The 22,750-nt window shown below is 44.2% G+C and carries 16 protein-coding genes; 15 read left to right on the forward strand and 1 reads right to left on the reverse strand.

The features are described 5' to 3' along the window. Window positions 1-116 precede the first annotated feature (116 nt). The 11 genes from fimA to ACJHX7_RS05120 all read left to right on the forward strand — a co-directional run bounded on the left by fimA (window position 117) and on the right by ACJHX7_RS05120 (window position 13,671). Window positions 117-680 (forward strand): type 1 fimbrial major subunit FimA, encoded by a 564-nt coding sequence (gene fimA / locus ACJHX7_RS05070; protein WP_001296758.1) that lies wholly within the window; start codon window positions 117-119, stop codon window positions 678-680. Between the two features lie 362 nt (window positions 681-1,042). Continuing rightward, a complete protein-coding gene (locus tag ACJHX7_RS05075; protein WP_158660471.1) occupies window positions 1,043-1,753 on the forward strand; it encodes a fimbria/pilus periplasmic chaperone in 711 nt (236 codons plus the stop codon). Window positions 1,754-1,794: 41 nt separating this feature from the next. Beyond that, window positions 1,795-4,446 (forward strand): fimbria/pilus outer membrane usher protein, encoded by a 2,652-nt coding sequence (locus ACJHX7_RS05080; protein ID WP_104888928.1) that lies wholly within the window; start codon window positions 1,795-1,797, stop codon window positions 4,444-4,446. A 13-nt stretch (window positions 4,447-4,459) separates the two neighbouring features. Continuing rightward, window positions 4,460-4,990, forward strand: a complete 531-nt coding sequence (locus ACJHX7_RS05085) for a fimbrial protein (RefSeq protein ID WP_001682889.1) — start codon at window positions 4,460-4,462, stop codon at window positions 4,988-4,990. A 12-nt stretch (window positions 4,991-5,002) separates the two neighbouring features. Continuing rightward, complete coding sequence (locus ACJHX7_RS05090; RefSeq protein WP_094030369.1) at window positions 5,003-5,506, forward strand: fimbrial protein; 504 nt, start codon at window positions 5,003-5,005, stop codon at window positions 5,504-5,506. 58 nt (window positions 5,507-5,564) lie between these two features. Further along, a complete protein-coding gene (locus ACJHX7_RS05095) occupies window positions 5,565-6,479 on the forward strand; it encodes a fimbrial protein (protein WP_032171277.1) in 915 nt (304 codons plus the stop codon). A 338-nt stretch (window positions 6,480-6,817) separates the two neighbouring features. Continuing rightward, on the forward strand, window positions 6,818-9,097 hold the full coding sequence (ydeP, locus tag ACJHX7_RS05100) for an acid resistance putative oxidoreductase YdeP (RefSeq protein WP_097465966.1): 2,280 nt from the start codon (window positions 6,818-6,820) through the stop codon (window positions 9,095-9,097). Between the two features lie 247 nt (window positions 9,098-9,344). Beyond that, a complete protein-coding gene (safA, locus tag ACJHX7_RS05105) occupies window positions 9,345-9,542 on the forward strand; it encodes a two-component system connector SafA (protein WP_000543389.1) in 198 nt (65 codons plus the stop codon). A gap of 74 nt (window positions 9,543-9,616) precedes the next feature. Then, complete coding sequence (ydeO, locus tag ACJHX7_RS05110) at window positions 9,617-10,378, forward strand: acid stress response transcriptional regulator YdeO (protein ID WP_000060457.1); 762 nt, start codon at window positions 9,617-9,619, stop codon at window positions 10,376-10,378. A gap of 401 nt (window positions 10,379-10,779) precedes the next feature. Next, window positions 10,780-12,462, forward strand: a complete 1,683-nt coding sequence (locus ACJHX7_RS05115; protein ID WP_094030371.1) for a sulfatase-like hydrolase/transferase — start codon at window positions 10,780-10,782, stop codon at window positions 12,460-12,462. A 51-nt stretch (window positions 12,463-12,513) separates the two neighbouring features. Then, entirely contained in the window at window positions 12,514-13,671 is a 1,158-nt protein-coding gene (locus tag ACJHX7_RS05120; protein WP_001299007.1) for an anaerobic sulfatase maturase, read from the forward strand. On the opposite strand, the gene ACJHX7_RS05125 is transcribed toward ACJHX7_RS05120, so the two are convergent. Then, window positions 13,637-13,762 carry a hypothetical protein gene (locus ACJHX7_RS05125; RefSeq protein WP_122083086.1) on the reverse strand — a complete coding sequence of 42 codons (126 nt, stop codon included), beginning with the start codon at window positions 13,760-13,762 and terminating at the stop codon, window positions 13,637-13,639. The two genes, ACJHX7_RS05120 and ACJHX7_RS05125, sit on opposite strands and share 35 nt — an antisense overlap. A 200-nt stretch (window positions 13,763-13,962) precedes the next feature. Between ACJHX7_RS05125 and ACJHX7_RS05130 the strand changes: the two genes are divergently transcribed. From ACJHX7_RS05130 to ACJHX7_RS05145, 4 genes are all read left to right on the forward strand, one after another. Beyond that, a complete protein-coding gene (locus ACJHX7_RS05130) occupies window positions 13,963-15,648 on the forward strand; it encodes an ABC transporter ATP-binding protein/permease (RefSeq protein ID WP_094030372.1) in 1,686 nt (561 codons plus the stop codon). Window positions 15,649-15,685: 37 nt separating this feature from the next. After that, window positions 15,686-18,058, forward strand: coding sequence for a TonB-dependent receptor plug domain-containing protein (locus tag ACJHX7_RS05135; RefSeq protein ID WP_094030373.1), 2,373 nt, complete (start codon window positions 15,686-15,688; stop codon window positions 18,056-18,058). Window positions 18,059-18,114: 56 nt separating this feature from the next. Then, window positions 18,115-20,898 (forward strand): M16 family metallopeptidase, encoded by a 2,784-nt coding sequence (locus ACJHX7_RS05140; protein ID WP_012311699.1) that lies wholly within the window; start codon window positions 18,115-18,117, stop codon window positions 20,896-20,898. A 361-nt stretch (window positions 20,899-21,259) separates the two neighbouring features. Next, window positions 21,260-22,660, forward strand: coding sequence for a glutamate decarboxylase (locus ACJHX7_RS05145; protein WP_000358930.1), 1,401 nt, complete (start codon window positions 21,260-21,262; stop codon window positions 22,658-22,660). Window positions 22,661-22,750: the final 90 nt, after the last annotated feature.

Genomic DNA, 22,750 nt, shown 5'->3' on the forward strand with positions numbered 1-22,750 from the left:
CTATATTCTCAGGGCAATATCCCATCAAGAATGATTCTTGTTTTATAAGCAATAACAGAATGACTTGATTGTTAACTTTCTTTATTCAGCTACTTAAATATAAATTTTGGAGAATTATGAAACTCAAACATGTCGGTATGATTGTCGTTTCTGTGTTGGCGATGTCGTCTGCTGCGGTAAGCGCAGCCGAGGGTGATGAATCAGTAACGACCACTGTTAATGGCGGTGTTATTCATTTTAAAGGTGAAGTGGTAAATGCCGCTTGTGCGATTGATTCAGAATCAATGAACCAAACGGTTGAGCTGGGTCAGGTCCGTTCTTCTCGCCTGGCTAAAGCGGGTGACCTCAGCTCTGCCGTTGGCTTCAATATCAAGTTGAATGATTGTGATACCAATGTTTCCAGTAATGCAGCTGTTGCATTCCTGGGTACTACTGTCACCAGTAATGACGATACGTTAGCGCTGCAGAGTTCAGCGGCAGGCTCTGCCCAAAATGTTGGTATTCAAATTTTGGACCGTACGGGGGAGGTATTAATACTTGATGGTGCCACTTTTAGCGCTAAAACTGACTTGATTGATGGCACGAATATATTGCCGTTCCAGGCTCGATATATTGCTCTCGGGCAGTCAGTAGCTGGTACTGCAAACGCAGATGCGACCTTCAAAGTTCAATATCTATAATTCAATCTTAAGGTGGCTATACGTCATCTGAAATTGAAACAGGGTGTGTGTGGCATGGCTACGCACACCCGAGCAATTCACCAATGTTCATCTCATTATTAATGAGGAATAGTTTGTGTTTTGGAGCGGTATGAAAAAATCACATAATATCTAAACGATCAATAAACAACAGTAGTTAAACTTACTGTTATTTAAAATATTTACTTTGTAGCAAGGTTTTCCTATTAAAAGAGAACCAACATTTATTACAAACGCATTAAGTCTGGAAACCCGGCAAGTCGCCAATGTATTAGCAACATTTACTGATTGTCTGATGTAACGGTTTTCCCGCTTATCCTCTTAACACATGGAGAATGCATCAGATGCAAATTACGCGTACCCCCTACTCTGTTTCCTTTATGGCGACAGTGTTACTTTTATTGCTCTTTGCTTGCCATAGCACCATTGCCAACGCAGCTGTCGCACTTGGTGCGACGCGGGTAATTTATCCGGCAAACCAGAAACAGGTTTTATTGCCTGTCACGAATAATGATCCTGCCAGTGTCTATCTCATTCAGTCATGGATAGAAAATGCAGGTGACCAAAAAGACACCCAGTTTGTCATTACCCCACCGCTTTTTTCCATGCAAGGTAAAAAAGAGAATACGCTGCGGATAATCAACGCCACTAATCATCAGTTACCAGGCGACCGTGAAAGCCTGTTTTGGGTTAATGTTAAAGCTATTCCTGCTATGGAAAAAGACCAGAAGAATGAGAATACATTACAGCTGGCAATTATTAGCCGCATAAAAATGTTTTATCGCCCGACGAACCTGGCAATGGCACCTGAAGAAGCGCCAGCAATGCTTCGGTTTCGTCGCAGCGGTAGCAAACTCACTCTTATTAATCCAACGCCCTACTTCATTACCGTAACAAATATGAAAGCAGGAAATAGCAATCTCCCAAACACCATGGTGCCGCCAAAAGGTGAAGTATCGGTGGATATCCCGCATGCTGCAACCGGGGATATCAGTTTTCAGACGATCAATGATTACGGTGCATTAACTCCGCGTATTAAGGCAACCATGCAGTAAGCCAGTGACCTAATTAATAATAAACTCAATCGGAATTAATAATGACAGCCTTTCGTGCCGCATTTAAGGCATATCGTATGCATCAGGTGTTACTACTGCCTCGCTTTGCACGGCTTACCATTGCCCTTGGCTTAGCAACTGCGGTATTTCCCGTTGACGCAGAGTATTATTTTAATCCACGATTTTTAAGCAATGATCTTGCTGAATCTGTCGATTTATCCGCCTTTACTAAGGGACGCGAGGCACCACCTGGTACATATCGGGTCGACATTTATTTGAACGACGAATTTATGACTAGTCGGGATATTACTTTTATTGCAGATGATAATAATGCAGATCTCATCCCATGCCTGAGTACAGACCTTCTTGTCAGTCTTGGCATAAAAAAATCAGCATTATTAGACAATAAGGAACATTCGGCAGAAAAACATGTGTCGGACAACAGCGCATGCACACCACTTCGGGATCGTTTGGCTGACGCATCATCTGAGTTTAATGTTGGTCAGCAACATCTGTCACTCTCCGTTCCGCAAATTTATGTTGGCAGAATGGCTCGCGGCTATGTTTCTCCGGATCTGTGGGAAGAAGGAATAAATGCTGGGCTACTAAACTATAGTTTTAATGGTAATTCTATTAATAATCGTGGCAACCATAATGCAGGAAAATCCAACTATGCATATTTGAATTTACAGAGTGGCATCAACATTGGTAGTTGGCGACTGCGCGATAACTCAACGTGGAGTTATAACAGTGGGAGTAGCAATTCATCTGACAGCAATAAATGGCAGCATATCAATACGTCGGTTGAACGTGACATTATTCCGTTACGCTCACGGTTAACAGTGGGTGATAGTTATACCGATGGCGATATTTTTGACAGTGTGAACTTTCGTGGCCTTAAAATAAATTCAACAGAAGCGATGTTGCCCGATAGCCAACATGGTTTCGCTCCGGTGATTCATGGTATTGCCCGTGGCACCGCACAAGTGAGTGTAAAACAGAACGGATACGATGTTTATCAGACTACTGTTCCACCCGGCCCTTTTACTATTGATGATATCAACTCTGCGGCCAATGGTGGTGATCTGCAAGTAACCATAAAAGAGGCAGACGGCAGTATTCAGACATTATATGTTCCTTATTCGTCTGTTCCGGTTCTCCAACGTGCTGGATATACGCGTTATGCGCTTGCCATGGGGGAATATCGTAGTGGAAATAACCTGCAAAGCTCTCCCAAGTTCATACAAGGTAGCTTGATGCATGGACTGGAAGGAAACTGGACACCTTATGGCGGAATGCAAATTGCAGAAGAATATCAGGCCTTCAACCTTGGTATTGGTAAAGATTTAGGACTTTTTGGTGCCTTTTCTTTCGATATCACGCAGGCCAATACGACGCTTGCAGATGACACCCGTCACAGCGGACAATCGGTTAAATCCGTCTACAGCAAATCCTTCTACCAGACGGGAACCAATATCCAGGTCGCAGGATATCGCTATTCTACGCAAGGTTTTTATAACTTATCCGACAGTGCATACAGTCGAATGAGTGGTTACACCGTCAAGCCTCCTACCGGAGACAGCAATGAGCAGACACTATTTATTGATTATTTTAATCTGTTCTACAGTAAGCGTGGTCAGGAACAAATAAGCATCTCTCAGCAGCTTGGACATTACGGTACGACATTTTTCAGTGCCAGTCGCCAAAGTTACTGGAACACGTCACGCAGCGACCAGCAAATATCATTTGGATTAAATGTGCCGTTTGGTGATATTACGACTTCGCTGAATTACAGCTATTCCAATAATATATGGCAAAACGATCGGGATCATTTACTTGCTTTTACGCTTAATGTTCCCTTCAGTCATTGGATGCGTACAGACAGTCAGTCGGCATTTCGTAATTCAAACGCCAGTTACAGTATGTCAAACGATTTGAAAGGCGGCATGACCAACCTATCAGGGGTTTATGGCACTCTGCTGCCGGATAATAACCTGAATTATAGCGTTCAGGTCGGTAACACCCAAGGGGGTAATACATCGTCTGGCACCAGTGGTTACAGTTCTCTTAATTATCGTGGAGCTTACGGTAATACGAATGTCGGTTACAGTCGGAGTGGTGACAGCAGCCAGATTTATTACGGAATGAGTGGTGGCATTATTGCTCATGCTGATGGCATCACCTTTGGACAGCCACTGGGCGACACAATGGTTCTGGTTAAGGCCCCTGGCGCTGATAATGTCAAAATAGAGAACCAGACCGGAATTCATACCGACTGGCGTGGCTATGCCATATTACCATTTGCGACAGAATATAGAGAAAATCGTGTCGCTCTTAACGCGAATTCCCTTGCAGATAATGTTGAACTGGATGAAACCGTTCTCACTGTCATCCCAACTCACGGTGCTATTGCCAGAGCAACATTTAATGCACAAATCGGCGGGAAAGTATTAATGACGTTGAAGTACGGTAATAAGAGCGTTCCATTCGGTGCAATTGTCACACATGGAGAGAATAAAAATGGCAGCATTGTCGCGGAAAACGGTCAGGTTTATCTGACTGGACTTCCACAGTCAGGGAAATTACAGGTTTCATGGGGCAAAGATAAAAACTCAAACTGTATTGTCGAGTACAAGCTTCCTGAAGTTTCTCCTGGTACCTTACTGAACCAGCAGACAGCAATCTGTCGCTAAGGAACAATAGATTATGAAATACAATAACATTATTTTCCTCGGTTTATGTCTGGGGTTAACCACCTATTCTGCTTTATCTGCAGATAGCGTTATTAAAATTAGCGGGCGCGTCCTCGATTATGGCTGCACAGTCTCATCGGATTCGCTTAATTTTACCGTAGATCTCCAAAAAAACAGTGCCAGACAATTTCCAACGACCGGTAGCACAAGTCCAGCCGTCCCTTTTCAGATTACATTAAGTGAATGCAGCAAAGGGACAACGGGAGTTCGGGTTGCATTTAACGGTATTGAGGATGCAGAAAATAATACTCTGTTGAAACTGGATGAAGGAAGCAATACGGCCTCCGGTTTGGGTATAGAAATACTGGACGGAAATATGCGTCCGGTGAAATTGAATGACCTTCATGCCGGGATGCAGTGGATCCCATTGGTACCAGAACAGAACAATATTTTGCCTTACTCCGCTCGTTTGAAGTCAACTCAGAAGTCCGTCAATCCTGGACTGGTGAGCGCTTCGGCAACCTTTACCCTTGAATTTCAATAATCAGAGTCAGATATGAAAAGACTTCACAAGAGGTTCCTGTTAGCTACGTTTTGCACATTATTCACAGCAACTCTCCAGGCCGCCGATGTCACTATCACTGTTAATGGTCGGGTAGTCGCTAAACCATGCACTATTCAAACCAAAGAAGCTAACGTTAATCTCGGGGATCTTTATACACGCAATCTGCAACAACCTGGTTCTGCATCTGGCTGGCACAATATTACTTTGTCATTAACCGATTGTCCGATTGAAACAAGTGCAGTGACGGCAATCGTGACAGGTTCAACTGACAATACGGGTTATTACAAAAATGAAGGTACTGCCGAAAATATTCAGATAGAGCTAAGGGATGACCAGGATGCGACGTTAAAAAATGGCGATAGCAAAACGGTTATTGTTGATGAGATCACTCGTAATGCACAGTTTCCACTTAAGGCAAGAGCTATCACGGTGAATGGAAACGCAAGCCAGGGAACGATCGAGTCGCTAATCAATGTGATCTATACCTGGCAATAACATCAATTTGATTTTTTTTGCCTCTATTTAAATCAATTTTTTAACCTTAGGATATATCATGGGTAAAACATTCAGTATAAAGGTTCTGTTCAGTATTTATCTTCTATTAATGGCAGGCAAAGTTTTTGCCTTCAGTTGTAATGTCGATGGCGGGTCAAGTATTGGAGCAGGTACAACCTCTGTTTATGTTAATCTCGACCCTGTAATACAACCGGGCCAGAATCTGGTTGTAGACTTGTCTCAGCATATAAGTTGCTGGAATGATTACGGCGGCTGGTACGACACTGATCATATAAACCTGGTACAAGGCTCAGCTTTCGCAGGCTCCCTACAGTCATATAAAGGATCGCTGTACTGGAATAATGTGACCTACCCCTTCCCGTTGACGACAAATACTAATGTATTAGATATTGGTGATAAGACACCGATGCCATTACCGTTAAAACTCTATATTACCCCAGTCGGTGCGGCCGGTGGAGTTGTCATAAAAGCTGGGGAAGTTATTGCCCGTATTCATATGTATAAAATTGCTACGTTAGGAAGCGGAAATCCGCGTAATTTTACGTGGAATATTATTTCAAATAACAGTGTTGTTATGCCAACAGGCGGCTGCACCGTTGATAGTCGTAATGTCACCGTGAATCTCCCTGACTTTCCTGGAAGCGCAGAAATACCCCTTGGCGTATATTGCTCAAGTGAACAAAAGCTCTCATTTTATCTTTCGGGTGCTACCACTGACAGTGCCAGACAAGTGTTTGCTAACACAGCACCAGATGCAACAAAAGCATCGGGAGTGGGTGTCTCTCTGATGCGTAATGGAAAAATACTGGCTACGGGAGAAAACGTCTCCCTGGGGACAGTAAATAAAAGCAAAGTACCTCTGGGTTTAAGCGCAACCTATGGACAAACAGGAAACAAGGTTGCAGCCGGAACCGTCCAGTCAGTCATTGGTGTCACTTTTATCTATGAATAATTGTGATTTTGACCTTAGTCTATGCGCTCCATTCACGAAAATTGCGCGGATAATTATTTTGTGAAGGCTATTATCCTACATCTGTAAGAAAATCCGCGCACAATTGAAGCCAGAGTCTTATTTTTTATATTGAAAAATATGTTAATTTAAACACTATGAGAGATGATGCTTAACTTATCGTATTTATACCATTCTATTATTTAACGATAATAGATTAAAAATAGAAAGAGAGTAGTCCCCTACTCTTATATATCCACATTGACGATAATCCCTTTGTATATACTGTGCATCATCGCTATTTCAAATCCTAATAATTCATTTCCACACAGGATAAGTAGATGAAGAAAAAAATTGAATCCTACCAGGGTGCTGCCGGTGGTTGGGGTGCTGTTAAATCCGTAGCGAATGCAGTACGTAAGCAGATGGATATACGCCAGGATGTTATTGCCATGTTTGACATGAATAAGCCAGAGGGCTTTGACTGTCCGGGTTGTGCATGGCCAGATCCTAAGCACAGTGCGTCATTCGACATTTGTGAAAACGGCGCAAAAGCAATCGCCTGGGAAGTCACGGATAAGCAGGTAAACGCCTCTTTCTTTGCTGAGAATACGGTTCAATCATTACTTACCTGGGGAGACCACGAGCTTGAGGCTGCGGGGCGTCTCACCCAGCCTTTGAAATATGATGCCGTCAGCGACTGTTACAAGCCATTAAGCTGGCAACAAGCTTTCGACGAAATTGGCGAACGCCTTCAAAGCTATAGTGATCCCAATCAGGTTGAATTCTATACTTCGGGCCGCACTTCCAATGAAGCTGCCTTTCTTTATCAGCTTTTTGCCCGTGAATACGGGAGCAATAACTTCCCCGACTGCTCCAACATGTGCCATGAACCGACCAGTGTGGGTTTGGCAGCGAGTATCGGTGTAGGTAAAGGGACCGTGTTGCTGGAAGACTTTGAGAAATGCGATTTAGTCATTTGCATTGGGCATAACCCTGGTACAAACCACCCTCGCATGTTGACTTCGTTGCGCGCTTTAGTGAAACGGGGAGCGAAAATGATCGCCATCAATCCTCTACAGGAACGTGGCCTGGAGCGATTTACCGCACCGCAAAACCCGTTTGAAATGCTGACGAACTCTGAGACTCAGTTGGCCAGTGCCTACTACAACGTGCGCATTGGTGGTGATATGGCGTTGCTCAAGGGGATGATGCGCCTGTTAATTGAGCGCGATGATGCTGCAAGCGCCGCAGGTCGGCCCTCATTGCTGGATGACGAATTTATTCAAACGCATACCGTCGGCTTTGACGAGCTACGCCGTGACGTTCTCAATTCCGAGTGGAAAGATATCGAGCGTATTTCTGGACTAAGTCAGACTCAAATCGCCGAACTGGCTGATGCATATGCCGCTGCCGAACGAACCATTATCTGTTACGGAATGGGGGTCACTCAGCACGAACATGGTACCCAGAATGTACAGCAACTGGTCAATCTGCTGTTGATGAAAGGTAACATTGGCAAGCCTGGTGCGGGCATCTGCCCACTACGAGGTCACTCTAATGTACAGGGCGACCGAACCGTCGGTATCACCGAGAAACCGTCTGCAGAGTTTCTGGCTCGCCTGGGTGAGCGCTATGGTTTCACCCCACCTCATGCACCTGGACATGCTGCAATTGCCAGCATGCAAGCAATATGTACGGGGCAGGCTCGAGCATTGATCTGCATGGGGGGCAACTTTGCACTGGCAATGCCAGATCGGGAAGCGAGCGCTGTACCGTTAACACAATTAGATCTGACGGTACACGTAGCCACTAAGCTTAACCGCTCTCATCTGCTGACCGCACGTCATAGCTATATTCTGCCGGTTCTGGGACGCAGCGAGATTGACATGCAAAAAAGCGGTGCGCAGGCGGTAACCGTTGAGGATTCAATGTCGATGATTCATGCCTCGCGTGGCGTGTTAAAACCCGCCGGTGTAATGCTGAAATCAGAGTGTGCAGTGGTCGCGGGAATCGCGCAGGCAGCACTACCCCAGAGCGTGGTAGCCTGGGAGTATCTGGTGGAAGATTATGATCGCATTCGCAATGACATTGAAGCTGTGCTGCCAGAGTTTGCCGACTATAACCAGCGCATCCGTCATCCTGGTGGTTTTCACCTGATAAACGCAGCTGCTGAAAGGCGCTGGATGACGCCGTCAGGTAAGGCTAATTTCATTACCAGCAAAGGGCTGTTAGAAGATCCCTCTTCAGCGTTTAACAGTAAGCTGGTCATGGCGACAGTACGCAGCCACGATCAGTACAACACGACGATTTATGGTATGGATGATCGCTATCGAGGTGTATTCGGTCAACGAGATGTGGTCTTTATGAGTGCTAAACAAGCTAAAATTTGCCGTGTAAAAAACGGCGAAAGAGTTAATCTTATTGCACTCACGCCAGACGGTAAACGTAGCTCACGCCGCATGGATAGATTAAAAGTGGTCATTTACCCTATGGCTGACCGCTCACTGGTGACCTATTTTCCAGAATCGAATCACATGCTAACACTTGATAACCACGATCCATTAAGTGGCATTCCTGGCTATAAAAGTATTCCTGTTGAATTAGAACCATCAAATTAATTCGCCTCCTCATTTCTTCTGCTGTCATCCGCACAGCAGAAGAATTCCTCATTGACTATTATCGCGCAATTTGCTCACATGGATTAAATTAAACTACATACTATAAGATATAAACTTCTGCCTACAGCTGTAAGAAACTCCGCTCAGTACTGAAGCACCAGTCCTATTTCCTCTTTTTTCCAGCCTGTTATATTAAGCATACTGATTAACGATTTTTAACGTTATCCGCTAAATAAACATATTTGAAATGCATGCGACCACAGTGAAAAACAAAATCACGCAAAGAGACAACTATAAAGAAATCATGTCTGTAATTGTGGTTGTCTTATTACTGACACTTACGTTGATAGCCATTTTTTCGGCAATTGATCAGCTGGGTATTTCAGAAATGGGTCGCATTGCAAGAGATCTTACACATTTCATTATCAATAGTTTGCAAGACTGAAAATAAACAGCAAATTATAAATATGAAATGTTAAAAAAGTATCGATAAAAACTTTATTGTTTTAAGGAGATAAAATGTCGCTCGTTTGTTCTGTTATATTTATTCATCATGCCTTCAACGCTAACATTTTAGATAAAGATTACGCCTTCTCTGACGGCGAGATCCTGATGGTAGATAACGCTGTTCGTACGCATTTTGAACCTTATGAGCGGCATTTCAAAGAAATCGGATTTAATGAAAATACCATTAAAAAATATCTACAATGCACTAACATCCAGACAGTGACGATGCCTGTTCCTGCGAAGTTTTTACGTGCTTCAAATGTACCGACTGGATTGCTTAATGAAATGATTGCTTATCTCAACTCGGAAGAACGCAATCATCATAATTTTTCAGAGCTTTTGCTTTTTTCTTGCCTGTCTATTTTTGCCGCATGCAAAGGTTTCATTACACTATTAACTAACGGTGTGCTATCCGTTTCCGGGAAAGTAAGAAATATTGTCAACATGAAGCTGGCGCACCCATGGAAGCTGAAAGATATTTGTGACTGCCTGTACATCAGTGAAAGCCTGTTGAAGAAAAAACTAAAGCAAGAGCAAACGACATTCTCACAGATTCTATTAGATGCCAGAATGCAGCACGCAAAAAATTTGATACGCGTAGAAGGTTCAGTCAATAAAATTGCCGAACAATGTGGTTATGCGAGTACATCTTATTTTATTTATGCGTTCCGCAAACATTTCGGCAACAGTCCAAAGAGAGTTTCTAAGGAGTACCGTTGTCAAAGGCACACCGGTATGAACACGGACAACACGATGAGTGCTTTAGCTATTTGATTATTTGCTAACGAGTAGTCAACCACACACGCTGCGTAAGAATTAAATGGGGCAGCCATTCCCTGCCCCGCGTTGTTTTTAGGTGATATATTTCTTGAAATAAATAAGTGACAGCCATCACATATTTATGCATTTGCATAACCCGTTGCATGATTATTTATGATCTCAATTCGGTATTTTGTCGGTGAAATTAAATAATTTATTAAATATCAATAGATTAGTTGTTTATCGGCGAGAAATTACTTAGTAGAACAGAAAGTAATGTCAACGCTTTATGGACTGTTATTTCCCTTTTTTTAGCTAAATCTGCTATCTCTTTATGTGACTCACTTCACTTACATCCACTTATTTCTCTTCGTAAAATTACTTTGGAATTAAGTACAATAAGAAGAGGAACATTTATGAAGTCTGCATTAAAGAAAAGTGTCGTAAGTACCTCGATATCTTTGATACTGGCATCTGGTATGGCTGCATTTGCTGCTCATGCGGCAGATGATGTAAAGCTGAAAGCAACCAAAACAAACGTTGCTTTCTCAGACTTTACGCCGACTGAATACAGTACCAAAGGAAAGCCAAATATTATCGTACTGACCATGGATGATCTTGGTTATGGACAACTTCCTTTTGATAAGGGATCTTTTGACCCAAAAACAATGGAAAATCGTGAAGTTGTCGATACCTACAAAATAGGGATAGATAAAGCCATTGAAGCTGCACAAAAATCAACGCCGACGCTCCTTTCATTAATGGATGAAGGCGTACGTTTTACTAACGGCTATGTGGCGCACGGTGTTTCCGGCCCCTCCCGCGCCGCAATAATGACCGGTCGAGCGCCCGCCCGCTTTGGTGTCTATTCCAATACCGATGCTCAGGATGGTATTCCGCTAACAGAAACTTTCTTGCCTGAATTATTCCAGAATCATGGTTATTACACTGCAGCAGTAGGTAAATGGCACTTGTCAAAAATCAGTAATGTGCCGGTACCGGAAGATAAACAAACGCGTGACTATCATGACAACTTCACCACATTTTCTGCGGAAGAATGGCAACCTCAAAACCGTGGCTTTGATTACTTTATGGGATTCCACGCTGCAGGAACGGCATATTACAACTCCCCTTCACTGTTCAAAAACCGTGAACGCGTCCCCGCAAAAGGTTATATCAGCGATCAGTTAACCGATGAGGCAATTGGCGTTGTTGATCGTGCTAAAACACTTGACCAGCCTTTTATGCTTTACCTGGCTTATAATGCTCCGCACCTGCCAAATGATAATCCTGCACCGGAGCAATATCAGAAGCAATTTAATACCGGTAGTCAAACAGCAGATAACTACTACGCTTCCGTTTATTCTGTTGATCAGGGTGTAAAACGCATTCTCGAACAACTGAAGAAAAACGGACAGTATGACAATACTATTATTCTCTTTACCTCCGATAATGGTGCGGTTATCGATGGTCCTCTGCCGCTGAACGGGGCGCAAAAAGGCTATAAGAGTCAGACCTATCCTGGCGGTACTCACACCCCAATGTTTATATGGTGGAAAGGAAAACTTCAACCCGGTAATTATGACAAGCTGATTTCCGCAATGGATTTCTACCCGACAGCTCTTGATGCAGCCGATATCAGCATTCCAAAAGACCTTAAGCTGGATGGCGTTTCCTTGCTGCCGTGGTTGCAAGATAAGAAACAAGGCGAGCCACATAAAAATCTGACCTGGATAACCTCTTATTCTCACTGGTTTGATGAAGAAAATATTCCCTTCTGGGATAATTACCACAAATTTGTCCGCCATCAGTCAGACGATTACCCGCATAACCCCAACACCGAGGACTTAAGCCAATTCTCTTATACGGTGAGAAATAACGATTATTCGCTTGTCTATACAGTAGAAAACAATCAGTTAGGTCTATACAAACTGACGGATCTACAGCAAAAAGATAACATTGCCGCCGCCAATCCGCAGGTCGTTAAAGAGATGCAAGGCGTGGTAAGAGAGTTTATCGACAGCAGCCAACCACCACTTAGCGAGGTAAATCAGGAGAAGTTTAACAATATCAAGAAAGCACTAAGCGAAGCGAAATAACTAAACCTTCATGCGGCGGATTTTTCCGCCGCCTTATTGAGCGAGATAGCGATGCACGTTACAGCCAAGCCCTCCAGTTTTCAATGTAATCTCAAATGTGATTACTGTTTTTACCTTGAAAAAGAGTCGCAGTTTACTCATGAAAAATGGATGGATGACAGCACTCTGAAAGAGTTCATCAAACAATATATCGCAGCGTCTGGCAATCAGGTCTATTTTACCTGGCAAGGCGGTGAACCCACTCTGGCTGGCCTGGATTTTTTCCGTAAAGTTATTCACTATCAACAACGCTATGCAGGCCAAAAACGTATTTTTAATGCATTACAAACGAATGGCATTTTATTGAATAATGAATGGTGTGCCTTTCTCAAAGAACATGAGTTTCTGGTTGGTATATCGATCGATGGACCCCAGGAGCTACATGATCGTTACAGACGCAGTAATTCAGGTAACGGTACTTTTGCAAAAGTGATAGCAGCCATCGAGCGTCTGAAATCATATCAAGTAGAGTTTAATACGTTAACCGTCATTAATAACGTTAATGTCCATTACCCTCTTGAGGTTTATCATTTTTTAAAATCTATCGGCAGTAAACATATGCAATTTATCGAATTGCTCGAAACCGGGACGCCGAATATTGATTTCAGTGGTCATAGTGAGAACACATTCCGTATCATTGATTTTTCTGTGCCTCCTACGGCTTATGGCAAGTTTATGTCGACCATTTTTATGCAATGGGTTAAAAACGATGTGGGTGAAATTTTCATCCGTCAGTTTGAAAGCTTTGTCAGCCGTTTTTTGGGGAATGGGCATACCAGTTGTATTTTCCAGGAATCCTGCAAGGATAATCTGGTTGTTGAAAGTAATGGAGATATTTACGAATGCGATCATTTTGTCTATCCACAGTACAAAATTGGAAACATTAATAAATCTGAACTCAAAACGATGAACAGTGTTCAACTGACAGCGCAAAAAAAACGGATTTCAGCGAAATGTCAGCAATGTGCATATAAACCTATCTGCAATGGTGGTTGCCCTAAGCATCGTATTACTAAAGTAAACAATGAGACTGTTTCCTATTTTTGCGAAGGTTATAAAATCCTTTTTTCAACCATGGTACCTTATATGAACGCCATGGTGGAGTTAGCTAAGAACAGAGTACCGCTTTACCACATTATGGATGTTGCAAAACAAATGGAGAATAATTAATAACGCTCCCCCTTAGCTCCATTCTTAGCCTCCTTCTTATGACCTTAACAAGGCACCCGACATAAATTCCTGTCGGGTGTTTCGTCTTCATCATCTTCCTTTGCGAAAATCCTGGCTTACGAGGTATGCGTCAGGGCATTAGCAATACCCTTGATTATCAATAGCATAACCATAACCACTGAAAATGAAATATTTCTTTATATTTCATATTGTTAAATGATACTTAAATAAATTTCATCAGTATATCATTGCCATAGATAATCATTGGATGGCACAATCAATTTTTCGCTAATGATAACCATTCCCATTACGTTTTGTATGTTGATAGCAAAGTATCTCTGTCTGCTGAAGCCCTTTTGGCTGCGTAAGAATAATAAAACTTCAGTGTTGTTAATCATTATTATCCTCGCCATGATCCTTGGCGTGGTTAAAATTCAGGTCTGGTTAAACGACTGGAATAATGATTTTTTCAATGCGCTAAGCCAGAAAGAAACTGATAAGCTTTGGCAGCTTGTCCTTTGGTTCCCTGCCCTGCTGGGGATCTTTGTATTAATATCCGTAAACAAAACATGGTTAATTAAACTACTGACTATTCGCTGGCGCGAATGGTTAACAGATTACTACCTTAATCGCTGGTTTGCAGATAAAAACTACTACTTCACGCAGATCTACGGCGAGCATAAAAATACAGATAACCCTGACCAACGTATCGCTGAAGACATTCTCTTACTGATCAGCAAAACGCTCAGTCTTTCATTTGGCTTCATCCAGTCACTTAGCATGCTGATCACCTTTACCGTTATTCTTTGGCAAAGCGCGGGTACGCTCTCATTCACTGTTGGTGGAACTGAATGGAATATCCAGGGGTATATGGTCTATACCGTCGTGCTCATTGTGATCGGTGGAACTTTATTTACCCATAAGGTTGGTAAACGTATTCGTCCGCTTAATGTGGAAAAACAACGTAGCGAAGCGACATTTCGAACTAATCTTGTGCAGCATAATAAGCAGGCAGAACTGATTGCGCTAAGCAATGCTGAGTCTCTACAACGCCAGGAGTTGAGCGAAAATTTTCATACCATTAAAGAGAACTGGCATCGTTTAATGAATCGTCAGCGGTGGCTTGATTACTGGCAGAATATTTATTCGCGCTCGCTTAGCGTTCTTCCCTACTTTCTGTTATTGCCGCAGTTTATTAGCGGACAGATCAATCTGGGCGGACTGATGAAATCGCGCCAGGCATTTATGCTGGTATCGAACAATTTAAGCTGGTTTATTTATAAATATGATGAACTTGCTGAACTGGCTGCGGTTATCGATCGCTTGTATGAGTTCCATCAACTCACCGAACAGCGCCCTACGAATAAGCCTAAAAATTGCCAACATGCGGTACAAGTGGCTGACGCGAGTATTCGTACTCCTGATAATAAGATCATATTAGAGAACCTGAACTTTCATGTTTTGCCAGGCAAATGGCTATTACTGAAAGGTTACTCTGGTGCGGGAAAAACCACACTGCTTAAAACATTATCCCACTGCTGGCCGTGGTTTAAAGGTGATATTTCTTCTCCTGCTGACAGTTGGTATGTGTCACAAACACCGTTAATCAAAACCGGCTTACTGAAAGAGATTATTTGTAAAGCACTTCCCCTGTCCGTAGACGATAAATCGTTGAGTGAAGTACTGCATCAGGTTGGGCTGGGGAAATTGGCTACGCGTATTCATGACCACGATCGCTGGGGAGATATTCTTTCCAGCGGCGAAAAACAACGTATCGCCCTGGCTCGATTAATTTTACGACGTCCGAAATGGATATTTCTTGACGAAACTACCTCTCATCTTGAGGAACAAGAGGCAATCCGCTTACTGCGTTTAGTGCGAGAAAAACTCCCCACAAGCGGCGTCATTATGGTTACACATCAACCCGGTGTCTGGAACCTGGCCGATGATATTTGTGACATTAGCTCGGTTTTATAAAAACAATAAAAGCCCTGCTGTACGGAGATATAAATAAATGAAGCGAGTTCTTATTCCTGGCGTCATTTTATGTGGCGCTGATGTAGCGCAGGCCGTCGATGACAAAAATATGTACATGCATGTTTTTGAAGAGATGATGGTCTATGCTCCTGTCCCTGTACCCGTAAACGGCAACACGCATTACACCAGTGAAAGCATCGAGCGTTTACCGACCGGGAATGGCAATATCAGCGATCTGCTGAGAACCAACCCTGCGGTACGCATGGATTCAACGCAAAGTACCTCATTGAACCAGGGAGATATTCGTCCGGAGAAAATCTCTATTCACGGTGCGTCGCCCTACCAGAATGCCTATTTGATTGACGGTATTAGTGCAACGAATAACCTGAACCCAGCGAATGAGTCCGATGCCAGTAGTGCAACCAATATTAGCGGGATGTCACAGGGGTATTATCTTGATGTCAGCTTACTGGACAATGTGACGCTTTATGACAGTTTTGTGCCGGTTGAATTCGGTCGCTTCAATGGCGGGGTAATTGATGCAAAGATCAAACGCTTCAACGCTGATGATAGCAGCGTGAAACTGGGTTATCGCACTACGCGTTCGGACTGGTTAACATCGCATATCGATGAGAATAACAAGAGCGCATTTAATCAAGGTTCTTCAGGAAGTACTTATTACTCTCCAGATTTTAAAAAGAACTTTTATACCTTGTCGTTTAATCAGGAACTCGCTGATAACTTTGGCGTTACCGCCGGTTTATCGCGCCGCCAGTCTGATATCACCCGCGCGGATTATGTTTCGAATGACGGCATTGTCGCCGGCCGGGCACAGTATAAAAACGTTATCGATACTGCATTGAGCAAATTTACTTGGTTTGCCAGCGACCGCTTTACCCACGATTTAACCTTAAAATATACCGGCTCCAGCCGTGATTATAATACCAGCACCTTCCCGGAGTCTGATCGCGAAATGGGTAATAAATCCTATGGTCTGGCATGGGATATGGATACCCAGCTCGCATGGGCCAAACTGCGTACCACCGTTGGTTGGGATCATATTAGTGATTATACCCGTCACGATCATGACATCTGGTACACCGAACTTTCATGTACATATGGTGATATTTCAGGGCGTTGCACCCGTGGCGGATTAGGACACATTTCCCAGGCTGTAGATAATTACACCTTCAAAACACGCCTGGACTGGCAAAAATTCACCGTGGGTAATGTTTCGCATCAACCCTACTTCGGCGCGGAATACATCTATTCCGATGCATGGACTGAACGCCATAACCAGTCTGAATCCTATGTGATTAATGCTGCCGGAAAGAAAACTAACCATACCATTTATCATAAAGGTAAAGGCAGCCTGGGAATTGACAACTACACGCTGTATATGGCGGATCGCATTAGCTGGCGTAATGTGTCATTAATGCCCGGCGTGCGGTATGACTATGACAACTATCTGTCAAACCACAATATCTCCCCGCGTTTTATGACGGAATGGGATATTTTTGCTGATCAAACCTCAATGATTACCGCAGGTTATAACCGTTACTATGGCGGGAATATTCTTGATATGGGATTACGTGATATTCGCAATAGCTGGACGGAATCGGTATCAGGCAATAAAACCCTGACGCGTTATCAGGATTTGAAAACGCCTTATAACGATGAACTGGCAATGGGATTGCAGCAAAAAATCAGTAAGAACGTTATTGCGCGCGCAAACTATGTTTACCGTGAAGCGCATGATCAAATCAGCAAAAGCAGTCGTACCGACAGCGCGACTAAAACCACCATTACTGAATATAACAACGACGGTAAAACCAAAACGCATTCGTTCAACCTCAGTTTTGAACTGGCCGAACCCCTGCATATCAGCCAGGTAGATATTAACCCGCAAATTGTCTTTAGCTATATCAAGAGCAAGGGCAACTTGTCGTTAAACAATGGTTATGAGGAGAGCAATACCGGTGATAACCAGGTGGTTTATAACGGTAATCTGGTCTCTTACGATAGCGTTCCAGTGGCGGATTTTAATAATCCATTAAAGATCTCCTTAAACATGGATTTCACGCATCAACCGAGCGGGTTGGTGTGGGCGAATACGCTGACCTGGCAAGAAGCGCGTAAAGCTCGCATTATCCTGGGTAAGACGAATGCGCAATACATCAGCGAATATTCAGATTACAAGCAGTATGTTGACGAAAAACTGGATAGCAGCCTGACCTGGGACACCCGCTTGTCCTGGACGCCACAATTTCTGAAACAACAAAACCTGACGTTCAGTGCCGATATTCTCAATGTACTGGATAGCAAAACCGCTGTTGATACAACGAATACCGGTGTGGCGACCTACGCCAGTGGCCGTACTTTCTGGCTTGATGTCAGCATGAAATTTTAATAGTTCGGATTTTACTTAACCGGGTAAATTCGCCCGGTTTTCGCATGGAGATAATTATGAGAAACCTCTGTTTCTTACTGACGTTAGTGGCAACTCTGTTGCTCCCCGGGCGACTGATTGCCGCCGCCTTACCGCAGGATGAAAAGTTAATTACCGGGCAACTGGACAATGGCTTGCGATATCTGATTTATCCGCATGCTCAACCAAAGGATCAGGTAAATTTATGGCTGCAAATTCATACCGGTTCATTGCAGGAAGAGGACAATGAGCGCGGCGTGGCTCATTTTGTAGAACATATGATGTTTAACGGCACAAAAACATGGCCGGGTAATAAAGTCATCGAAACATTTGAGTCAATGGGCCTGCGTTTTGGTCGCGATGTTAATGCCTATACCAGCTATGACGAAACAGTGTATCAGGTGAGTTTGCCGACTACGCAGAAACAAAATCTGCAACAAGTGATGGCAATCTTCAGTGAATGGAGTAATGCCGCAACCTTTGAAAAACTCGAAGTAGACGCTGAACGTGGCGTAATTACTGAGGAATGGCGTGCCCATCAGGATGCAAAATGGCGCACCTCTCAGGCGCGCCGCCCTTTCCTGCTGGCAAATACCCGTAATTTAGACCGTGAACCTATCGGCCTGATGGATACCGTCGCCACGGTCACACCGGCACAATTGCGCCAATTTTATCAACGCTGGTATCAACCAAATAATATGACCTTTATTGTGGTCGGCGATATCGACAGTAAAGAAGCGCTGGCGCTGATAAAGGATAATTTAAGTAAGCTTCCGGCTAACAAAGCAGCTGAAAATCGCGTCTGGCCGACAAAAGCCGAAAACCACCTGCGCTTTAATATCATCAATGATAAAGAAAACCGGGTGAACGGCATCGCACTCTATTATCGCCTGCCAATGGTGCAAGTGAGCGATGAGCAAAGCTTTATCGAACAAGCTGAATGGAGCATGTTAGTTCAGCTGTTCAATCAACGTCTGCAGGAACGTATACAGTCGGGCGAGTTGAAGACTATTTCTGGCGGCACTGCGCGCAGCGTCAAAATTGCACCCGATTATCAGTCGCTGTTTTTCCGTGTAAATGCACAAGACGATAATATGCAGGATGCTGCGAATGCATTAATGGCAGAGTTGGCAACCATTGATCAGCATGGCTTTTCTGCTGAAGAACTCGATGATGTTAAATCTACCCGCCTTACCTGGCTGAAAAATGCGGTTGATCAGCAAGCTGAGCGTGATTTACGTATGCTGACCAGTCGCCTGGCATCCAGCTCATTAAATAATACGCCGTTCTTGTCGCCGGAAGAAACATATCAACTTTCGAAACGTCTGTGGCAGCAAATTACCGTGCAAAGTCTGGCGGAAAAATGGCAGCAGTTAAGAAAGAACCAGGACGCATTTTGGGAGCAAATGGTAAACAATGAAGTTGCCGCCAAAAAAGCATTGTCTCCTGCGGCTATCCTGGCGCTGGAAAAAGAGTACGCCAACAAAAAGCTGGCGGCTTACATCTTCCCAGGCAGAAATTTATCGTTAACAGTAGACGCTGACCCACAGGCGGAAATTAGCAGCAAAGAAACGCTGGCTGAGAATCTGACATCATTAACACTTTCCAATGGTGCCAGGGTTATTCTGGCAAAATCCGCGGGTGAAGAGCAAAAGCTACAAATTACTGCCGTATCTAATAAAGGCGATTTAAGTTTCCCTGCGCAGCAAAAATCACTTATCGCGCTGGCAAATAAAGCAGTAAGCGGAAGCGGCGTTGGTGAACTCTCCTCTTCCAGCCTGAAACGCTGGAGTGCGGAAAACTCGGTAACCATGAGCAGTAAAGTCAGTGGCATGAATACATTGCTCTCTGTTAGCGCGCGGACTAATAACCCTGAACCTGGTTTCCAGTTGATTAACCAGCGAATCACCCACAGCACGATTAACGATAATATTTGGGCATCGCTACAAAATGCTCAAATTCAGGCGTTGAAAACGCTCGACCAGCGTCCAGCGGAGAAATTCGCCCAGCAGATGTATGAGACGCGCTATGCTGATGACCGCACGAAATTACTGCAAGAAAATCAGATTGCACAGTTTACTGCCGCAGATGCGCTGGCTGCCGATCGCCAGTTGTTTTCATCTCCAGCGGATATCACCTTTGTCATTGTCGGTAATGTCGCAGAAGACAAACTCGTGGCGTTAATTACGCGTTACTTAGGATCAATCAAACACTCTGATTCGCCATTAGCCGCAGGTAAACCATTAACTCGCGCGACGGACAACGCATCGGTTACTGTAAAAGAACAAAATGAACCTGTGGCACAGGTTTCACAGTGGAAGCGTTATGATTCCCGGACACCTGTAAATCTGGAGACGCGTATGGCGCTCGATGCTTTTAACGTCGCACTGGCAAAAGATCTACGCGTTAATATTCGTGAACAGGCATCTGGAGCATACAGCGTTTCTTCTCGCCTCTCGGTTGATCCTCAGGCCAAAGATATCAGTCATTTGCTGGCTTTTACTTGTCAACCAGAACGACATGATGAACTGTTAACGTTAGCGAATGAAGTGATGGTTAAGCGCCTGGCTAAAGGGATCAGTGAGCAAGAACTGAATGAATACCAGCAAAACGTTCAGCGCAGCCTCGATATCCAACAGCGTAGCGTTCAACAATTAGCGAACACCATTGTAAATAGTCTTATTCAATATGACGATCCTGCAGCATGGACTGAGCAGGAGCAATTATTGAAACAAATGACGGTAGAGAATGTTAACACTGCCGTTAAACAATATCTTTCTCATCCGGTGAATACCTATACCGGAGTATTATTGCCAAAATAATAACAGCCCCGTCAACACCTCGTTGGCGGGGATTTTAGCAATATTCGCCATTTTTATGTAATAATTTTATAAATGCGTTCAAAATAATAGCCGAGTGCTAATAGTGATATTTTAAGGTCTGATTTTTACGTGATAATTCAGGAGGCGTAGAAAGTGCATAAAAATAACAGCATAAAACACCTTGCCACCACCCAAGAATTCAATAATATATTGATTTTCAATGATAAAATATAATTCGCATAATATCTCGCGATAAATAACATTAGGATTTTGTTATTTAAACACGAGTCCTTTGCACTTGCTTACTTTATCGATAAATCCTACTTTTTTAATGCGATCCAATCATTTTAAGGAGTTTAAAATGGATAAGAAGCAAGTAACGGATTTAAGGTCGGAACTACTCGATTCACGTTTTGGTGCAAAGTCTATTTCCACTATCGCAGAATCAAAACGTTTTCCGCTGCACGAAATGCGCGACGATGTCGCATTTCAGATTATCAATGACGAATTATATCTTGATGGCAACGCTCGTCAGAACCTGGCCACTTTCTGCCAGACCTGGGACGACGAAAACGTCCACAAGTTGATGGATTTATCCATTAACAAAAACTGGATCGACAAAGAAGAATATCCGCAATCCGCAGCCATCGACCTGCGTTGCGTAAACATGGTTGCCGATCTGTGGCATGCGCCTGCGCCGAAAAATGGTCAGGCCGTTGGCACCAACACCATTGGTTCTTCCGAGGCCTGTATGCTTGGCGGGATGGCGATGAAATGGCGTTGGCGCAAGCGTATGGAAGCTGCAGGCAAACCAACGGATAAACCAAACCTGGTGTGCGGTCCGGTGCAAATCTGCTGGCATAAATTCGCCCGCTACTGGGATGTGGAGTTGCGTGAGATCCCTATGCGCCCCGGTCAGTTGTTTATGGACCCGAAACGCATGATTGAAGCCTGCGACGAAAATACCATCGGCGTGGTGCCGACTTTCGGCGTGACCTACACCGGTAACTATGAGTTCCCGCAGCCGCTGCACGATGCGCTGGATAAATTCCAGGCCGACACCGGTATCGACATCGACATGCACATCGACGCCGCCAGCGGTGGCTTCCTGGCACCGTTCGTCGCCCCGGATATCGTCTGGGACTTCCGCCTGCCGCGTGTGAAATCGATCAGTGCTTCAGGCCATAAATTCGGTCTGGCTCCGCTGGGCTGCGGCTGGGTTATCTGGCGTGATGAAGAAGCGCTGCCGCAGGAACTGGTGTTCAACGTTGACTACCTCGGCGGTCAGATTGGGACTTTCGCCATCAACTTCTCCCGCCCGGCGGGTCAGGTGATTGCACAGTACTATGAATTCCTGCGCCTCGGTCGTGAAGGCTATACCAAAGTACAGAACGCTTCCTACCAGGTTGCCGCTTATCTGGCGGATGAAATCGCCAAACTGGGACCGTATGAGTTTATCTGTACCGGTCGCCCGGACGAAGGCATCCCGGCGGTTTGCTTCAAACTGAAAGATGGTGAAGATCCGGGATACACCCTCTACGACCTCTCTGAACGTCTGCGTCTGCGCGGCTGGCAGGTTCCGGCCTTCACTCTCGGCGGTGAAGCCACTGACATCGTGGTGATGCGCATTATGTGTCGTCGCGGCTTCGAAATGGACTTTGCTGAACTGTTGCTGGAAGACTACAAAGCCTCCCTGAAATATCTCAGCGATCACCCGAAACTGCAGGGTATTGCCCAGCAGAACAGCTTTAAACATACCTGATAACGTTTAACGGTAACGGTGTCCCGAAACACACCCGTTTCGGGACAATTTCCAAAGTCTGTTCACTGGCATTAGCAACGGAAAATATTG

This window comes from Escherichia sp. WS1451 (assembly GCF_046487365.1).
Lineage (GTDB): Bacteria > Pseudomonadota > Gammaproteobacteria > Enterobacterales > Enterobacteriaceae > Escherichia > Escherichia coli.